The organism is Pseudomonas sp. GW821-FHT03A09 (assembly GCF_059421065.1).
In genome coordinates this window covers 1-15,402 of sequence record NZ_JBWKUX010000008.1, presented here as the reverse complement: position 1 = coordinate 15,402, position 15,402 = coordinate 1, and the positions used below count along the sequence as shown (strand labels likewise).

Annotated in this window: 15 protein-coding genes; 11 read left to right on the top strand and 4 right to left on the bottom strand. The window is 59.6% G+C overall.

The annotated features are described in order from the left end of the window. Nucleotides 1-30: 30 nt before the first annotated feature. From AC07V4_RS15955 to AC07V4_RS15945, 3 genes are all read left to right on the top strand, one after another. On the top strand, nucleotides 31-690 hold the full coding sequence (locus tag AC07V4_RS15955) for an RNA polymerase sigma factor (protein WP_492637394.1): 660 nt from the start codon (nucleotides 31-33) through the stop codon (nucleotides 688-690). Nucleotides 691-1,011: 321 nt separating this feature from the next. Beyond that, a complete protein-coding gene (locus tag AC07V4_RS15950) occupies nucleotides 1,012-1,827 on the top strand; it encodes a DUF4377 domain-containing protein (RefSeq protein WP_492637393.1) in 816 nt (271 codons plus the stop codon). Between the two features lie 156 nt (nucleotides 1,828-1,983). Beyond that, entirely contained in the window at nucleotides 1,984-2,451 is a 468-nt protein-coding gene (locus AC07V4_RS15945) for a GAF domain-containing protein (RefSeq protein ID WP_431750123.1), read from the top strand. Between the two features lie 36 nt (nucleotides 2,452-2,487). Here the strand turns inward: AC07V4_RS15945 and AC07V4_RS15940 are convergent, their stop codons facing one another. From AC07V4_RS15940 to AC07V4_RS15930, 3 genes are read right to left on the bottom strand one after another with little or no spacing between them, the layout of a single operon-like run. Next, the gene (locus AC07V4_RS15940; protein ID WP_492637392.1) at nucleotides 2,488-3,909 is read right to left on the bottom strand and encodes an efflux transporter outer membrane subunit; all 1,422 of its coding nucleotides are present in this window, start codon (nucleotides 3,907-3,909) and stop codon (nucleotides 2,488-2,490) included. Further along, the gene (locus AC07V4_RS15935) at nucleotides 3,906-5,474 is read right to left on the bottom strand and encodes a DHA2 family efflux MFS transporter permease subunit (RefSeq protein ID WP_492637391.1); all 1,569 of its coding nucleotides are present in this window, start codon (nucleotides 5,472-5,474) and stop codon (nucleotides 3,906-3,908) included. Before AC07V4_RS15935 ends, AC07V4_RS15940 begins: the two co-directional genes overlap by 4 nt. Further along, complete coding sequence (locus AC07V4_RS15930; protein WP_492637390.1) at nucleotides 5,467-6,576, bottom strand: HlyD family secretion protein; 1,110 nt, start codon at nucleotides 6,574-6,576, stop codon at nucleotides 5,467-5,469. Before AC07V4_RS15930 ends, AC07V4_RS15935 begins: the two co-directional genes overlap by 8 nt. Before the next feature lie 100 nt (nucleotides 6,577-6,676). On the opposite strand from AC07V4_RS15930, the gene AC07V4_RS15925 reads away from it, so the two are divergent. Beyond that, nucleotides 6,677-7,393, top strand: a complete 717-nt coding sequence (locus AC07V4_RS15925) for a CerR family C-terminal domain-containing protein (RefSeq protein ID WP_492637389.1) — start codon at nucleotides 6,677-6,679, stop codon at nucleotides 7,391-7,393. 8 nt (nucleotides 7,394-7,401) lie between these two features. Here the strand turns inward: AC07V4_RS15925 and AC07V4_RS15920 are convergent, their stop codons facing one another. Then, the gene (locus AC07V4_RS15920; protein WP_492637388.1) at nucleotides 7,402-8,202 is read right to left on the bottom strand and encodes a serine protease; all 801 of its coding nucleotides are present in this window, start codon (nucleotides 8,200-8,202) and stop codon (nucleotides 7,402-7,404) included. 341 nt (nucleotides 8,203-8,543) lie between these two features. Here AC07V4_RS15920 and AC07V4_RS15915 point away from each other — a divergent pair, with 341 nt between their 5' ends. The 7 genes from AC07V4_RS15915 (at nucleotide 8,544) to AC07V4_RS15885 (ending at nucleotide 15,061) form a co-directional block, all read left to right on the top strand. Continuing rightward, a complete protein-coding gene (locus AC07V4_RS15915; RefSeq protein WP_492637387.1) occupies nucleotides 8,544-9,887 on the top strand; it encodes a GntT/GntP/DsdX family permease in 1,344 nt (447 codons plus the stop codon). A 15-nt stretch (nucleotides 9,888-9,902) separates the two neighbouring features. After that, nucleotides 9,903-11,255 (top strand): D-serine ammonia-lyase, encoded by a 1,353-nt coding sequence (gene dsdA / locus AC07V4_RS15910; RefSeq protein WP_492637386.1) that lies wholly within the window; start codon nucleotides 9,903-9,905, stop codon nucleotides 11,253-11,255. Nucleotides 11,256-11,285: 30 nt separating this feature from the next. Then, a complete protein-coding gene (dsdC, locus tag AC07V4_RS15905) occupies nucleotides 11,286-12,209 on the top strand; it encodes a DNA-binding transcriptional regulator DsdC (RefSeq protein ID WP_492637385.1) in 924 nt (307 codons plus the stop codon). 111 nt (nucleotides 12,210-12,320) lie between these two features. After that, entirely contained in the window at nucleotides 12,321-12,929 is a 609-nt protein-coding gene (locus AC07V4_RS15900) for a LysE family translocator (protein WP_492637384.1), read from the top strand. Between the two features lie 131 nt (nucleotides 12,930-13,060). Further along, the gene (locus AC07V4_RS15895; RefSeq protein ID WP_492637383.1) at nucleotides 13,061-13,288 is read left to right on the top strand and encodes a hypothetical protein; all 228 of its coding nucleotides are present in this window, start codon (nucleotides 13,061-13,063) and stop codon (nucleotides 13,286-13,288) included. Between the two features lie 49 nt (nucleotides 13,289-13,337). After that, nucleotides 13,338-14,006, top strand: a complete 669-nt coding sequence (gene lepB, locus AC07V4_RS15890; RefSeq protein ID WP_492637382.1) for a signal peptidase I — start codon at nucleotides 13,338-13,340, stop codon at nucleotides 14,004-14,006. A gap of 71 nt (nucleotides 14,007-14,077) precedes the next feature. Then, nucleotides 14,078-15,061: a GlxA family transcriptional regulator gene (locus AC07V4_RS15885; RefSeq protein WP_492637595.1), complete on the top strand. Its 984-nt coding sequence runs from the start codon at nucleotides 14,078-14,080 to the stop codon at nucleotides 15,059-15,061. Nucleotides 15,062-15,402 lie beyond the last annotated feature (341 nt).

The following is a 15,402-nucleotide window of genomic DNA, read 5'->3' as shown; positions in this document are numbered from 1 at the left end:
CCCGTCGACTCTTGGTCCGTAAGGTGTCTTATGCTGAATCTTCCGTTCGCGACTGATCACACCTGTCGAGGGAGTGATCTCCAAACTGACGAGACTCAACTACTCAAACGCTTGTTGGCGGGTGAGCCACAGGCCTACAAAGAGCTGGTCAGTACTTATCACAGCGCAATGCGGGCCGTGGCTTACGCCATTGTCGGCACTCGAAGTGTGGATGATGTGGTGCAGGATGCTTGGTTGTCGGTTGTGCGAAACCTGAAGGATTTCCAAGGTCGCTCCAGTCTCAAGACCTGGTTGCTGACCATCACGGCCAACTTCGCCAAGAGTCGCTACAAGCAGAATCGCCGGGAAGTACTACTCGATGATCTGTCGTCTCCTCATGGAACAATCGATGCTGATCGTTTTTCCTCTGATTCAGCTCATTGGCTCACAGCCCCTCATGCATGGCATCACGACACGCCTGAAGCGCTGTTGACTGAAAGTGAATTGGGCCAGTGCCTCGAGCAAACTTTGCAAAAGTTGCCAGAGTTGCAAAATAGGGTGCTGTTGCTGCGGGAGCAGCAGGGTTTGGAGTTGGAAGATATCGGCAATATTTTGGAAATTTCTCTCTCTAACGTTCGTGTGCTGTTGCATAGGGCAAGATTGAAGGTCTTTGCGGCCGTAGAGCATTTTGAGAAAACGGGTGAATGCTGAGCGGCAAAGTGAACAGTTCTTTTCGGCTGGATAGCACCTGTTTTCCTGGCAAGGCGCTTCGCTGTCACAGCCAAACACTACTGGAAAGTTAGGCTCAATTTCTATGTAAGATTTGGCAACACTTCCAGTGCTCCTGTTCGGTGAAACCGAACGAAGCAGATGATGTCCGATTGCTATCGGTCAAGGACGAGGTCGTCCGAGCCACCATTGGGTCTACACTCAGTCAATGCTTCGAATGACCTCAAAATACCGGTTTAGCCGCGCGTTTATCTTGCCGGCGCAAGATAACGCCCGTACTCATCAAAGCTGAAAGAGTGAACCATGAAACAAAACATTCTTCTTGTGGCCGTTTGTGCTGCACTGATCCAAGGCTGTGCCGCCACCTCCAAAAGCCATGAAGAATCACCTTCCATGCCCACTGCTACTTCGGCTGCTGTAGCCCAGCCAGCATTATCCGCTTACCACTGGAACCTGGTCTCGGCTGTTGATGCTTCAGGCAAGCCTCTTATCGCTATGAGCAAAGGCATCGAGCGCAAGCTGCGCGTTTCATTCGGTGACAAGAACCTGAACATCAGCGGTGGTTGCAATGGCCAGTTCGGTGGCTACCACTATCAGGGCGGGATGTTGAGTGTGCAGCCGCTGGCCTCGACGCTTATGGCCTGTGACAAGAGTTTGATGGACCTTGACGCCCAAGTCGGTCGACTGTTCAAGGGGGATTTGCGCGCTGCCATCACCGGCGATAACGCGGAGCCGATGCTGCAGCTGACGACAGCGGACGGCTCGGTGCTCAAGCTAAAGGGCGAGGCCACACCGGAGACACGTTACGGTAGCAAGGGTGAGATCAAGTTCCTGGAAGTAGCTGCAAAGACCGTGAAGTGCAGTCACCCGATGATCCCTGACTATCAATGTTTACAAGTGCGCGAGCGCCGCTATGACGACGCCGGCCTGCAACGTCCAACCCAAGACACATGGCACCCGCTGTACCAGTCTATCGAAGGCTTCGAACATCATGAGGGTGTGCGCACTGTGCTGCGGGTAAAGGAATACGAATGGAAGAACCCGCCGGCAGACGCCCCTTCGAAGGTCTATGTGCTGGATCTGGTGGTCGAGCAGGACGCTTCTGGGACGAGTAAGTAAACGGAACACAAAGCCGGCCGGTATCCACGAATAAACGGTGCATACCGGCCCGTCGCGCTCGGCAGCCGCTTCTATTCTAATACCCATTGAGTATTTAGGATCTTCGATCCTGCGTCCTATAGTTGGACTTTTCCAACCCATAGTCCGGATCTTCTTGTGGCCAAATCCAGCTCAGTATTCGACTCGCTACGCGAGGATATCGACGCGTTAGCTAAACAACTCGGTGTCAGCTCCATCCTGGTTATGCGATCACTTCCCCAACACATGCAGGTAGAGGCTTCTGGCGGACGTCATGAGGATACATATCCCATTGGCGCTCAGGGCAAGAAAAGTACCCTGGCTCACAACGGCCAAGCGCTCTACTGTGAGCGGGTTGTGGACACCGACCAGCCACTCTACGTCAAGGACTCGCGTTTGGAGGCGGACTGGGCCGGCAATGAGGATGAGGTGGAGTTCGGGCTGAGCAACTATTTAGGCTATGCGGTACACGGACCTGATGGCGAGGTGTATGGCACCGTTTGCGCCTTGCACGAGGAAGCCAAGGAGTACAGCGCTGAAGATTTGGCTGCGCTGGATGAGTTGCGTACAAAGGTTGAGGCGCTGTTGGCTCAAGACTTGAAATAACGGCTACACGTAAGAGACCGCCATCCAGATCACGTCTCAAAGCGTCCACCCTAGTCCAAGTGCCTTATGCAACGACGCAAAGTCCTTCAACAACTGTGCATCCCCCGAGATCCGGCTCTCTTGGGCCTGATACCGTGTGCGCTCCGCATCCAGCCAATCCAGCGTGCTCGCAGTGCCCGCTCGATAACGTTGGCGAGTCAGGTCCGCTGCACGCACAGCAGACGACTCCACATTGCGCAACAGCACCACATTTTGCCGTTGATGCCCATACCGCGCCAATGCCACGTCCGCATCACGCAACGCGCTCAATATCACGCTCTTGTACTGCGCGAGCGCTTCGTCTCGCCCGGCTTCGGCGCCTTTTACGCTGGCGGCAACCCGGCCGAAATCCAGGGCGTTCCAGGTGATGCGGGGCAGGATCAGCCAGGTGCCGTTGTCTTTGCGGGCGAGGTGGCCGGGGTCGCCGGCGGAGAATGACAAGTCGCCCATCAGGCTGAGCTTGGGGAACCAATCCGCGGTTTTTTCGCCAATTTGTGCGTTGCTCGACGCCAGTTTGCGTTCGGCCATCCGGATATCCGGGCGGGCCTTCAGGAGTGAGGCCGGGTTGGCGAGCGGTACGGTGGCAGGGATGGCGGGCAGGGTGCGCGGGGCGCTGAGTTGGCTGTCCAGTTCACCGGGTTCCAGGCCGCAGAGCAGGTCGAGTTGGTCGAGGGATTCGATGATGGATGCTTGCAGCGGTAGGCGCTGGGCCTGGGTGTTTTCAGCTTGGGTCAACACTTGCTCAAGCTGCAATTGAGAGGCCACGCCTCGGTCGCGGCGTTGCTGGGTAAGGTTCAGGGCCTGGTTTTCGATGTCGACGCTGGCGTCCACCAATGCCAGGCGTGCCTGTTGGTCGCGCAGGTCGGTGTAGGTTTGGACGATTTCTGCGGCCAGTTGCACTTGGGCATCGACCAGCTGTGCTTCGGCCGAGTCCGCTTCCGCCTGGGCTGCTTCGACGGCACGACGGGTGCCGCCGAACAGGTCGGCCTCCCAACTGGCATCGAAGCCGGCGAGGTACAGGCTCAATGGGCCACGACCGCTGCCGCTGCTGCCGCCCAACGCCGAGGTGTCGGGGGAGCGTAATCTGAGCATCGCCGCATCGCCGGTGACTTTGGGCATCGCATCGGCACGAGTGCTGCTGAGGCTGGCGCGCGATTGTGTTAGCCGAGCTTGAGCAGTGGCAATGTCGGGACTGTTTTGCAGTGCCTTTTCAACCAGTTCAGTGAGCTGGGCATCGCCCAGGGTTCGCCACCATTGAGCGACGGCGGGAGCGGCTGGCGCGGTGTTGTCTGCATGGGGCAAACGCCCGGCCGCCAAGGTTTTAGGCGCAACGCTGGGGGCGCCTTGGTAATCCGGGCCGACGGTGCAGGCGGACAGCAGGCCGACGGTGAGAAGCAGCGGAAAGGAGCGAGCAATCATCGTGGTACCGTGCGCTTTTTCAGGATGAGGATCAGGGGCAGGCACGCCAGCATCGCGAGTCCCAGGACATAAAATGAGTCGTTATAGGCCATCACCGACGCCTGCCGGGCAATGTCATTGGCCAGTTGGGCCAACGCCTGCAACGGTGCGCTGGAAGGGTCGCCGGTTTGCGCCAGGTAGCTGGCGGTGTTGCTCGCCATGTGGTCCTGGGCCAATTGGCTGTTGGCCTGGATGCCTTCGCGCAGCATGTCGTCATGAAAGTGGCTGCGCCGGTCCATCAGCACGCCGAGCAACGCCAGTCCGATGGTACCGCCCAGGTTGCGTGACATGTTGTAGAGCCCGGCGGCGTCGCCGGCGTCCCGTGTGTCGACCGAGCGCATCGATAGTTGGCTGAGGGGCATCATCACCAGGATCTGCCCGAAACCCCGTAACAGTTGGGACCAGACGAAGTCGTGCCCGACGCTGTCGGCGGTGAGCGTGGTGTCTACAAAGCAACTGGCCCAATACAACAACAGACCGATCCCGACCATCCAGCGCAGGTCATAACGGCCCAGCATGCGCGGCAGAATCGGCATCAGTAGAAACGCAGGAATCCCCGACAGCAGCATGATCGCGCCCGACTGCTGGGCGTTGTAGCCAGACAGAATGCCGAGGAACTGCGGCACCAGATACGCCGTGCCATAAATCCCGGCGCCGACGGCAGTACCGATCAACAACACGCTGCCGAAGCTTTTGTTGAGCACCAGTTGCAAGCGCAGGATCGGCGTACTCGACCGGAACTGCCCGACGGCAATCAGAAAGAAACCCACCACCGTGGTGATGCTCAGCCAGGTGATCAACAACGAGTCGAACCAGTGTTCGCGCTGGCCTTCCTCAAGCACCACGGTGAGTGAACTGAGGCCCATGGCCAGGCCAAGGATGCCCAGCCAGTCGGCGCTGATAAAACGTTGCAGGTTCATGCGTTCGGATGGCAAGCCGGTGATCAGCAGGGTGATCAGGGCGATGCTGATGGGCAGGTTGAGAAAGAAGCACCAGCGCCAGTTGATGTTTTCCGTGAGCCAGCCGCCGATCACCGGGCCAAGCAAGGGGCCGAGGATCACGGTCATGCCGAACATCGTGGTGCCGATGGCCAGTTGGTGGGGCGGCAGGCGCGTGCGCACGATGGTCTGCGCGGTGGGGATCATCGCGCCACCTGCGAAGCCCTGGCCGATGCGCCCGGCGATCATCGCGCCGAGGCTTGCGGACAGGCCGCAGAACATCGAAAACGCCGTGAACATCAAGGCGGTGCCGATCAGGAACCGGCGCAGGCCGAATACCCGGGTCAGCCAGGCGGCGAGGGGGATCATGACGATTTCCGACATCAGGTAGCCGGTGGCGATCCAGGTGCCCTCGGTACCGGTGGCGCCGATCTGGCCCTGGATCAGCGGCAGTGCCGAGTTGGTGATCGACACGTCCAGCGTTGCCAGCAAGGCACCCAGCGCGCCTGCGGCCACTGCGATCCAGTCGGTCAGCGAGGCGTTGCGCGGTTTATCGGCAACGAGCCCGGCGATCAGCGCTTCAGCCATGATTGGCGTCCGCGCCGTAGGTGCGGGTGTCCACTTCTACGGTTGCCGACAGTCCGGGCATCAAGGCGATACGCACGTCATCCGGAACATCCAGGGCAATACGCACCGGTACGCGCTGGACGATTTTGGTGAAGTTGCCGGTGGCATTCGACGGCGGCAGCAACGCAAACTGCGCACCGGTGCCGGGGGAGAGGCTGTCGATGTGGCCTTGCAGCTTACGGCCTGGCAGCGCATCTACTTGCACGCTGACGCTCTGGCCGGGGCGCATTTCGCCGATCTGGGTTTCCTTGTAGTTGGCGGTGAGGTAAATCGCGCTGATCGGCACGACCGTCAACAAGCGGGTGCCGGGCTGCACGTACTGGCCAACCCGTACACCGCGATCAGCTACACGGCCATCCAACGGGCTGCGTATCACCGCGTCATCGACATCCAACTGGCTCTGCGCCTCGCTGGCCTTGGCCACGCCGAGTTGCGCCTGAGCCTGCTTGAGCTGGGCCTGCAGGGTGCCGTAGCGGGTTTCGCTGGAACACAACGCGGCCTGTTTGGCGGCCACTGTGCTGCGAGCCTGGGCCAGTTGGTTGTTGAGTTGCGCCAGGCGTTCCTGCGGTTCGGCGCCGGAACGGGCCAAAGGGGCGTAGCGAGCCACTTCGGTCTGCGCGTGGCGTGCATCAGCTTCGGCACCTTGCAACTGGGCGCGGGCTTCGGCGATGGTCGAGTCCTGTTGCACCAGGTCGGCTTGGGCTTTGGCGTAGTCGGCATTACGCGCGGCGATGGTCGCCGTGGCTTCGTCGCTGACGGCCTGGTACTTGCGTGCGTCCAGGCGTACCAACACATCGCCGCGCTTCACGTTCTGGTTGTCGCTCACCAGCACTTCGGCCACATAGCCGTTGATCTTGGGTGCCACGCTGATGCTGTCGGCCTGCAGATAAGCGTCGTCGGTTGTCTCGATAAAGCGACCGGTCAGCCACCACCACGCGGCCCAGCCCACACCGATCAACAGCGCGAGGGCGGCGATGCTCAGGAGGATTCGACGTGCTTTGCCACGCTGACCGTTGACGGTGTCTTCAGGAATGACCTGAGGGGAGGGAGGTGCAGCGGACATCGAGGGGCACTCCAGATTTATATCGGATGGAATAAATTCTATTTTTCGCGAATTTTTGTCAACTGGTATATTTTGCTTCGGTATAGACAAGGAGCTGCACATGGCACGACATAAACCTGCCGCTGAAGGTGGCTACCAGCGCGGTGAAGAAACCCGTGCACGCATCGTTGAGGCCGCGGTCGTGGTGTTTGGTGAGCGCGGCTACGACGGCGCGTCCACGCGTGACATCGCCACGGCGGCCGGCGTCAATGCTCCGGCGATCCAGTACTACTTCGATGGCAAGGAAGGCGTGTACTTGGCGTGCGTCGAACACTTGATCGCGTTGCTCTGGCGCAAGATGGCGCCTTGCGTGGAAGCCGCAGAACAGGCGTTGGCCGATGGGCAGGCTAACGACAGCAGCTTGATCGACGTGTCGCTGGGCATCCTGGGCACCGTCGTCTCGACGATCCAGGACAGTCCCCAGACCACGGCCTGGCGCGCATTTCTCGATCGCCACCAGGCCGGTCTATGCCCTGAAAGTGCGACGATGGCATTCGAGGATCGCTTCAAGGCGCGTATTGGCCGGGTCATCCGCCAACTGATCGCGCGCCTGGCCGGTTTTGCCGTGGAAGATGAACGTACGGTGATTCATTCCATGGCACTGTTTACCCAAGGGTTGGCGTTTCGGGTACAGAAACCCAAGCTGCTCGAAGCGCTGAAGTGGACCGAGGTCAATCAGAAGGAGATGGAACTGGTGCGGGATGTGGTGCTGATGCAGGCGCGGTTTACGCTTGAAGGGCTAGTCAGGCAGCGCGACCTGCCTGCATCGGATGATTGAGCCGCGCCTCAAGGCGTCGTAGCAATGGTTTTGCGAATGAAGTCGGCCACTGTTGGGTTCGACAAGCGGGCAATGATAATTCCTTGGCTGACGATGCCTAACTGCACATAGCCTTGTGCGCGCCGTTTGATAAAAACCGGGCCGCCTGAATCACCACTGTCCGGTATCAAGCCATCGGCACCGATACAAAAACTATTTTGCAGGTTCAGGCTCGGCGCGATAGAGGTGCACTGCACGTCCATCATGCGTGGCAGCCTGGCTCGCTGTAACTTGTCGGGGTGTGTATCGGGGGCTGGACTGCGTGCAGTGTTACCCCAGCCGGTCACTATCATCTGCTTCAAGCGGTCCTCCAGATTTTCCCGGCTTGCCACCATCGCAATCGGCCCGATGCCGTTCGGGATGTGTTCGAGTTTGAGCAGCGCCACATCCGGAGCGAGCGTGCGCAGGAAGTCGGGGTGCAGGACGATGCGTTGTACTGGGACTGTTTGCCCCTGCGAGGCATCACTGAGCTGGGTGCGGCCCACAATGACTTCGATCTGCGAGGGTTCAATGTTCACCAGGCAATGGGCGGCCGTCAGCACCCAGTCGGGGGCTATCAGGGAACCTCCGCAGCCATGGCGCTGTAGTGATGTTGGCCCTGAAGCGTGGTACTGAATGGTTGCCATGAATGGGTATTTTCCTTCGCGGACATCCGCTCCCCCTACGACGGCGTTGCAATAAACGGGGAACATGAGTGCGGTACTCAGCAGTCCTCTCTTGAGGTAACGGCCAATTCTTTGTAGCGCGGAATAACAAATGTTGTCGTGCATTGAATTCTCCACGGGCGTTGAGCAGGGACGCGCTCAGTAGGCCTTGGAAAGCCCGATGCAAATAGGAGACGTGTAGCTAAATGCTGCGTGAAATTTCTTTAATACGGCGCAGGAGTCGGCCCGTCAGCCCGATAATTTCATTCGTTCCAACGAGCGGGCAGCGACCGCAAGACTGAATGCCTTGCCCGGCAAGTTGCTTGGTAATCGTTTCAAATAGCTGACGAGAGCTCATCTGGCGCCTGACGATTCATCGTTTGTACCCATTCCTCGCCTGAAATCTAATCCATCGCAAACAAACAATAACTCGCACCGATGCGAGCTGCGATGGAGCAACTCCCGCCATGACCCCTACGCTTTCCCTATCGATCCTGGGTGTTTCAATCCTGCTGATCGTGGTGCTGATCAGCAAACTGCGCATTCATCCTTTCCTCGCCCTGATAGCCGCCAGCCTGGTGGTGGGAATCGGCACCGGTATGAGCCCCGGAGCAATCGTCGCCGCTTTCGAGAAGGGCATGGGTAGCACGCTGGGCTTTTTGGCCGGCATCATCGGCCTGGGCAGTATTCTCGGTAAGTTGCTGGAGGAGTCCGGGGGTGCAAAACGTATAGCGACCACCTTGCTACATGTTCTGGGAGAACGACACGCCGCGTGGGCCATGATGCTGGTGGGCTTTATTGCCGGTATCCCGGTGTTCTTCGAGGTGGGTTTTGTCCTGTTGATTCCCTTGATTTACGTGGTCGCCCGCCAGACCCACATCAACCGCTTGTACCTGGGCGTGCCCTTGGCGACTTCGCTGATGGTGGTCCACTGCATGCTTCCGCCACACCCGGCGGCAACGGCGATCACCGGCTTGCTCAACGCCGACATCGGCACGGTGATCCTGTACGGCCTTATCGTCGGGCTACCCACCGCGGTGATCGCCGGGCCGATCTGGGTGAAGTTGGTGTGCTCGCGACAAGCGCCTGACGACCAGGCCCGGTTTCTGGTTGAGCGTGGCGACGTCAGCCTTGATGACAGCCGCGCCCCCAGTTTTGTGGTGGCGCTGTTCAACGTGCTATTGCCGTTGGCTCTGATGGTGGGCAAAACACTGGCTGCGTCGGTATTGGCGAAGGGCTCGATAGCACTGGAGTGGGCCTCCTTTATCGGCCACCCACTGATTGCCCTGATGCTGTCGATTGTCTTTGCCTACTGGTCACTGGGCCTGCGCCGAGGGTTGGGCATGGGCGACTTGCTCAGTTTGACCCAGCGCTGCTTTCCGCCCTTGGCCGGCATTCTTCTGGTGATCGGGGCGGGTGGGGCGTTCAACGACATGTTGGTGGGCAGCGGGATCGGCAAGGCATTGGCCGATGTGCTGGGCCAGTCGAACATCAACCCAATCATCCTGGCGTGGCTGATCGCAGGGCTGATGCACTTCGCAGTCGGCTCCGCCACGGTGGCCATGATCAGCACCGCTGGCATGATCCTGCCGATGCTGGCTCAGCACCCGGAATACAGCCCGGAGATTTTAGTCATCGCCATCGGTGCCGGCGCCATTGGCTGGACCCACGTCACGGATTCCGCGTTCTGGGTCGTGAAGGAGTACCTGGGCATTTCCCTCTCCGAAGCCCTCAAGACATTCACCGGCGCCACCGTGTTGGCTTCGGTCTCGGCACTGTTGTTTACGTTGGTTCTTTCCCAGTTTGTGTGACCAAAGGTGGTTTTTATGATTCAAGGCAAAACCCTGGAGGCGTGGTATCACAGCCATCCACTGATCAAAGCGTTGGTGTCACTTGAGCCGGTGACTTGGTTCAACCCCGCTATCGCACCCACCGCCACTGCGTTGGGGGACGTCGGCTTGAGCCAGGACGATGTCAAGGAAGCCAGTGAACGCTTGCGGCGCTTTGCACCGTACATCGCCAAGGTTTTCCCGGAAACGGCAGCGGCTGGCGGCATTATCGAGTCGGGTATCGAGCCGCTGAAGGCCTTCCAGCAGCGGCTTTTGAGTGACGCCGGGTTATCCGGGCAGGGAGCCTTGTGGCTCAAGAAAGACAGCGATCTACCGATCTCGGGTTCGATCAAGGCGCGCGGCGGGATTCATGAAGTGCTCAAGCATGCCGAGGACCTGGCCTTGCAGGCGGGCTTGATCACCCTTGAGGATGACTACGCCTGTTTGGCGAGCACAGCGGCCGTGGAGTTTTTTGGCCGCCACAAGATCGCGGTCGGCTCCACTGGCAACCTCGGCTTGTCCATCGGCATCATGAGCGCCAAGTTGGGGTTCCAGGCCACGGTCCATATGTCATCGGATGCGCGCCAATGGAAGAAAGACAAGTTGCGCGCCAACGGCGTGACGGTGGTGGAATATACCAGCGACTACAGCGTCGCCGTGGAGAACGGGCGCCAGCAGGCAGAAAACGATCCTGCCTGCTACTTCATCGATGACGAAAACTCGCCTCACCTGTTCCTTGGCTACGCCGTGGCGGCCGAGCGTCTGGCGCAGCAGTTCGAGGCGGCAGGGGTGAAAGTGGACGCCGAACACCCGCTCTTTGTGTACCTGCCGTGCGGAGTGGGCGGTGGTCCTGGCGGTGTTGCGTTTGGGTTGAAGCTTGCGTTTGGCGATGCTGTGCGCTGCGTGTTCGCCGAGCCCACCCATTCACCCTGCATGCTGTTGGGCGTGTACACCGGGTTGCATGACCAGGTCAGTGTCCAGGACGTGGGGATCGACAACATCACGGCGGCGGACGGGTTGGCGGTAGGGCGCCCGTCCGGTTTTGTCGGCAGGGCGATGCAACGTTTGATCGACGGTTACTATACCGTCACCGATCAGACGCTTTACCGCCTGATGTTCCTGGCCCATGAGCTCGAAGGTGTGCAACTGGAGCCGTCGGCCATGGCAGGCGCACCCGGTATGGTGCGAGTGCTCAGCGATGCGTCATACCTGCAGCTCATCGGCATGGATGCGACCCGGCTGGCCAACGCCACGCATCTGATCTGGGGCACAGGCGGCAGCATGGTGCCCGCGACGGAGTTCGCGGCTTACCTTGATAAAGGGCGCAAGCTGCAGGAGCCTGCGACGTAACCAACAATAGCACGAGAGGGGTCAATAGCAATGCCTGCACGCGGTCTGACAAAGGTGCCCAAACTGAGCGGTGCCCATCTGTCCAACCTGCACACCTTTCTGGTTGCCGCCCGCCACCTGAGTTTTGCCCGCGCCGCGCAAGAGCTGTGCCTGACGGCGAGTGCCGTCAGCCACCGCATTGCGCGCCTGGAAGAGGAGCTGACGCTCAAGCTGTTCCATCGCCTGCCCAGGCGGGTCGAGCTGACGGAGGATGGCGAGCGGATCTTCAAGGTCATGCAGCAGGCCATGGATACGCTGTCTGAAGCGGTCCAGGAACGCTCCGCCGCCCAGGTCGAAGGGCAACTGTGCTTTTACGCAAGACCGTCAGTGGCCCAGTGCTGGTTGGTGCCCAGGTTGTCGGACTTCATCGCGCGCTATCCGGCGATCCAGTTGGATGTGCGGGTCGGCAATGAGCCCATCGACTATCGCACCCGCCGTATCGACTTGGTGCTGTGTTACTCGAACGGCGAACACCCCGGCTTGCAAAGCACCCGGTTGATGCCCGAACGCATCGCCCCGGTGTGCAGCCCCGAATATGCCATGGCCCATGGCTTGATGGGCCAGCCGCAACGGTTGCCCGACTGCACGGTGTTGCATGACGTGGCAGCGTGGGACAACGTTTCATTCGATGCGGAATGGCGGCTTTGGCTGCAGGCGACCGGCAACACGGTTGAGTTGCCTGATCGTTTCATGACGTTTGACCGTTCCGACTTGAGCGTACTGGCCGCGATCAACCACGCGGGCATCGCCATTGGTCGTGAGCAACTGGTGCGTCAACGAGTGGAGGCGGGTGAGCTGGTGCTGCCATTCGGCGGTTTCATCGACGCGGTCGGCTATGGTTATTACCTGGTGCATCCCGCTCATCCAACGCTGCCCAAAAGGCTCCAGGTGCTGATCGATTGGCTGCTTGAATAGGCGCAACGCTGACGAAAGTGTATGCCTCTATCCGCCCTTAGCTGTACGGGGCGCCAGCGGCTGGAACCCACTACTGTCACCGGCATACCACCGCCGTTCGGATGCCGCGCCATGTTCATGTCTACCAGTCTGCTCTCAGCCTTTGTACTGTTTGCCTTCGTGTCTTCGATCACCCCAGGCCCCAACAACACCATGTTGCTGGCGTCGGGGGTGAACTTCGGGTTTCGTCGGTCGATGCCTCATGCGTTGGGGATCAGCATCGGTTTCATGGTGCTGGTGATTTCAGTTGGTCTGGGGCTGGGGGAGGTGTTCAAGCTGTTCCCGTGGGCCTACACGTTGTTGCGCTATATGGGCGCGGCGTACCTGCTGTACCTGGCGTGGAAGATCGCCACCTCCGCCGGCATGTCCGACAGCAGCGATACCCAGGGCAAGCCCATGACGTTCCTGGGGGCGGCGGCGTTTCAGTGGGTCAACCCCAAGGCGTGGATCATGGCGCTGGGCGCGATCACCACCTATACGCCCGCCGAGGGCTACGTCACCAACGTGCTAGTGATTGCCTTGGTGTTTGCCGTGGTCAACCTGCCCAGCGTATGTGTGTGGGTCGGTTGTGGCAGCGGCTTGCGCAATGTGCTGCGCGAGCCGCGTTGGTTGCGTCTGTTCAACTGGTCGATGGCCGGGCTGCTAGTGGTGTCGCTGTACCCGATGCTCGCCGGCAACTGATCGGCGTTAAACCGGCGATATGGTCGCCAGCATGCCAATGCCGATGGTCAGCACCAAAAAGCCGAACAGGAAAAGTGCCATCTTGGTCATAACGCCTCCGAAGGGAAGGGGACGGCAGGAACCTTCCTGCCATGCTCGACAAGGGTGTCGGGAATGGGGTTATTGTCCGCCCGGAACAGATTTCGATACAGGCGCAGATGCCAAAGAAAAAACCGTATCAGATGGGGCTTCGCCTGCTGGGAGATGGGCTTGGGAGGGGTGGTGTTTATGAAGATCAGGACAGGATTCGGTGTTTTGTGCGCTTGGTGTTAAACGTTAATGTAACCTTCATGGGCAACTGTGAAGGTTACTCAATATGACCGGGACCGTGTGGAGCCTGTTCTGCACTTCTTTACCGTGTGAGGCTTTATGCAACGTTGGTTGAGCAAATACCGTTACGTCATCCTTTTTTGGCTGTGTTTTGGTGTGTTCCGTACTTCGTTGGCCGATTGGAACCCCATTCCGTCCGGTTCCATGCGTCCGACGCTGGTCGAGGGGGACGTGGTGCTGGTGAACCGAGTGGCTTATGACCTCAAGTTGCCCCTCAGCGATATTTCGCTGGTCAAGCTGAATAACCCCCAGCGTGGCGATGTGGTGACCTTCACCTCGCCCAAGGATGGCGAGCGCTTGATCAAGCGGATCGTCGGCATCCCTGGTGACACGCTGGAAATGAAAAACGAAGTGTTGTGGGTCAATGGCACGCCAGCCACCTACGCGGATGTGCAAGATATCCGTGAACCTTTCGCTGCAGGGCAAACCCTTGCGGCGGTCAAGCTGACCGAGCAGGTGAACACCAGCAAGCGCACTGTCCAATTCATCCCGCAGGTACGCGCTTTGCGTGATTTCGGCCCGGTGGTGGTGCCGGCCGACAGCTACTTCATGCTGGGCGATAACCGCGACAACAGCGCAGACTCCCGCTACATCGGCTTTGTACCGCGCCGCCTGCTGATCGGGCGTGCCCACCATATCCTGGCGTCGGCGCAGATCCTGGATAACTGGATGCCACGTTTTCGCCGCTTTGGTACGCCAATCCTCTAAGATGTCGCCCACAGCAATCGACAATAAAAGTGGGCTGACCCTCAATGGAAAGACGCCAGTTCAGCGGTGGCATGAAAGGCAAGAACCTGCGCTACCTCAAAGACTCCCCCCAACAGCCGTCGCCGCTCACCCGCGTCGGCTTTTTGTTGCTTGAACACTTCTCCCTGCCTGCATTCACCCAGGCGCTCGATACCCTGATCACCGCCAACCTGTTGCGGCCCGAGCTGTTTGCCACCCGTACTTTCGGCTGCAGCAGTGCCGAGGTCATCAGCGACCTGGGCCTGGTGATCCGCCCCGACGCGCCCTTGCAACCGTCGGCATTGCCGGACCTTGATCTCTTGGTGGTCTGTGGCGGTTTTCGTACAGAACTCAAAGCAGGCGATGACTTGATCCAGCTGCTGCGTGCCGCCGCCGAACAAGGGATCGGCCTGGCTGGTTTGTGGAATGGCTCATGGTTTCTCGGGCGTGCCGGTCTGCTCGACGGCTACCGCTGCGCCATCCACCCGGAACATCGTCCGGCGCTGGCAGAAGTGTCCAAGGCAGCCCAGGTCACCAGCGAACCCTACGTGATCGACCGCGACCGCCTGACCGCTTCGAGCCCATCGGGGGCTTTCCACATGGCGCTTGACTGGATCAAGAGCTTGCACGGCAAGGCGTTGGTCGAAGGGATCGAAGACATCCTGGCGTTTGAAGAGTCCCGCTATCGCCGGATCAAACCCACGGAGAACGTCTGCGTCAGTGCGCCATTGCGTGAAGTGGTGAAACTGATGGACGCCAACCTGGAAGAACCCCTGGAACTGGACCAACTCGCCGTGTACGCCGGCCGCTCCCGGCGCCAGCTGGAGCGCTTGTTCAAGGAGCAACTGGGCACCACGCCGCAACGCTATTACATGGAATTGCGTGTGACGGAGGCACGTCGACTGTTACAACACACCGAGTTGTCACAAGTGGATGTGCTGGTAGCGTGCGGGTTTGTGTCGCCGAGTCATTTCAGCAAATGCTACAGCGCCTACTTCGGTTACAGGCCGTCGAAAGAGAAGCGACTAGTCAAGTAGCGCCATTGGCATCCTGTTGCCCAACCCTGTTCAGTGTGGGAGCTGTCGAGCTTCAGCGAGGCTGCGAAGGCGGCGGCACAGGCGGTCTATTCATCGGCAGTACCGCCGCTTTCGCAGGCAAGCCAGCTCCCACATTTGACCTGTATCGCTGGCAAACACGCGCCAGACGCGATGGTCCCCAATCACCGCCAATCCCCTGTGGGAGCTGTCGAGCTTCAGCGAGGCTGCGAAGGCGGCGGCACAGGCGGCCTATTCATTGGCAGCACCGCCGCTTTCGCAGGCAAGCCAGCTCCCACATTTGACCTGTATCGCTGGCAAACACGCGCCAGACGCGATGGTCC

Bases quoted from the DNA above. Each gene is read 5' to 3' on its own strand.
- AC07V4_RS15955 (WP_492637394.1), top strand. From the start codon at position 31: ATGCTGAATCTTCCGTTCGCGACTGATCACACCTGTCGAGGGAGTGAT.
- AC07V4_RS15950 (WP_492637393.1), top strand. From the start codon at position 1,012: ATGAAACAAAACATTCTTCTTGTGGCCGTTTGTGCTGCACTGATCCAA.
- AC07V4_RS15940 (WP_492637392.1), bottom strand. From the start codon at position 3,909: ATGATTGCTCGCTCCTTTCCGCTGCTTCTCACCGTCGGCCTGCTGTCC.
- AC07V4_RS15935 (WP_492637391.1), bottom strand. From the start codon at position 5,474: ATGGCTGAAGCGCTGATCGCCGGGCTCGTTGCCGATAAACCGCGCAAC.
- AC07V4_RS15930 (WP_492637390.1), bottom strand. From the start codon at position 6,576: ATGTCCGCTGCACCTCCCTCCCCTCAGGTCATTCCTGAAGACACCGTC.
- AC07V4_RS15925 (WP_492637389.1), top strand. From the start codon at position 6,677: ATGGCACGACATAAACCTGCCGCTGAAGGTGGCTACCAGCGCGGTGAA.
- AC07V4_RS15920 (WP_492637388.1), bottom strand. From the start codon at position 8,202: ATGCACGACAACATTTGTTATTCCGCGCTACAAAGAATTGGCCGTTAC.
- AC07V4_RS15915 (WP_492637387.1), top strand. From the start codon at position 8,544: ATGACCCCTACGCTTTCCCTATCGATCCTGGGTGTTTCAATCCTGCTG.
- dsdA (WP_492637386.1), top strand. From the start codon at position 9,903: ATGATTCAAGGCAAAACCCTGGAGGCGTGGTATCACAGCCATCCACTG.
- dsdC (WP_492637385.1), top strand. From the start codon at position 11,286: ATGCCTGCACGCGGTCTGACAAAGGTGCCCAAACTGAGCGGTGCCCAT.
- AC07V4_RS15900 (WP_492637384.1), top strand. From the start codon at position 12,321: ATGTTCATGTCTACCAGTCTGCTCTCAGCCTTTGTACTGTTTGCCTTC.
- AC07V4_RS15895 (WP_492637383.1), top strand. From the start codon at position 13,061: ATGCTCGACAAGGGTGTCGGGAATGGGGTTATTGTCCGCCCGGAACAG.
- lepB (WP_492637382.1), top strand. From the start codon at position 13,338: ATGCAACGTTGGTTGAGCAAATACCGTTACGTCATCCTTTTTTGGCTG.
- AC07V4_RS15885 (WP_492637595.1), top strand. From the start codon at position 14,078: ATGAAAGGCAAGAACCTGCGCTACCTCAAAGACTCCCCCCAACAGCCG.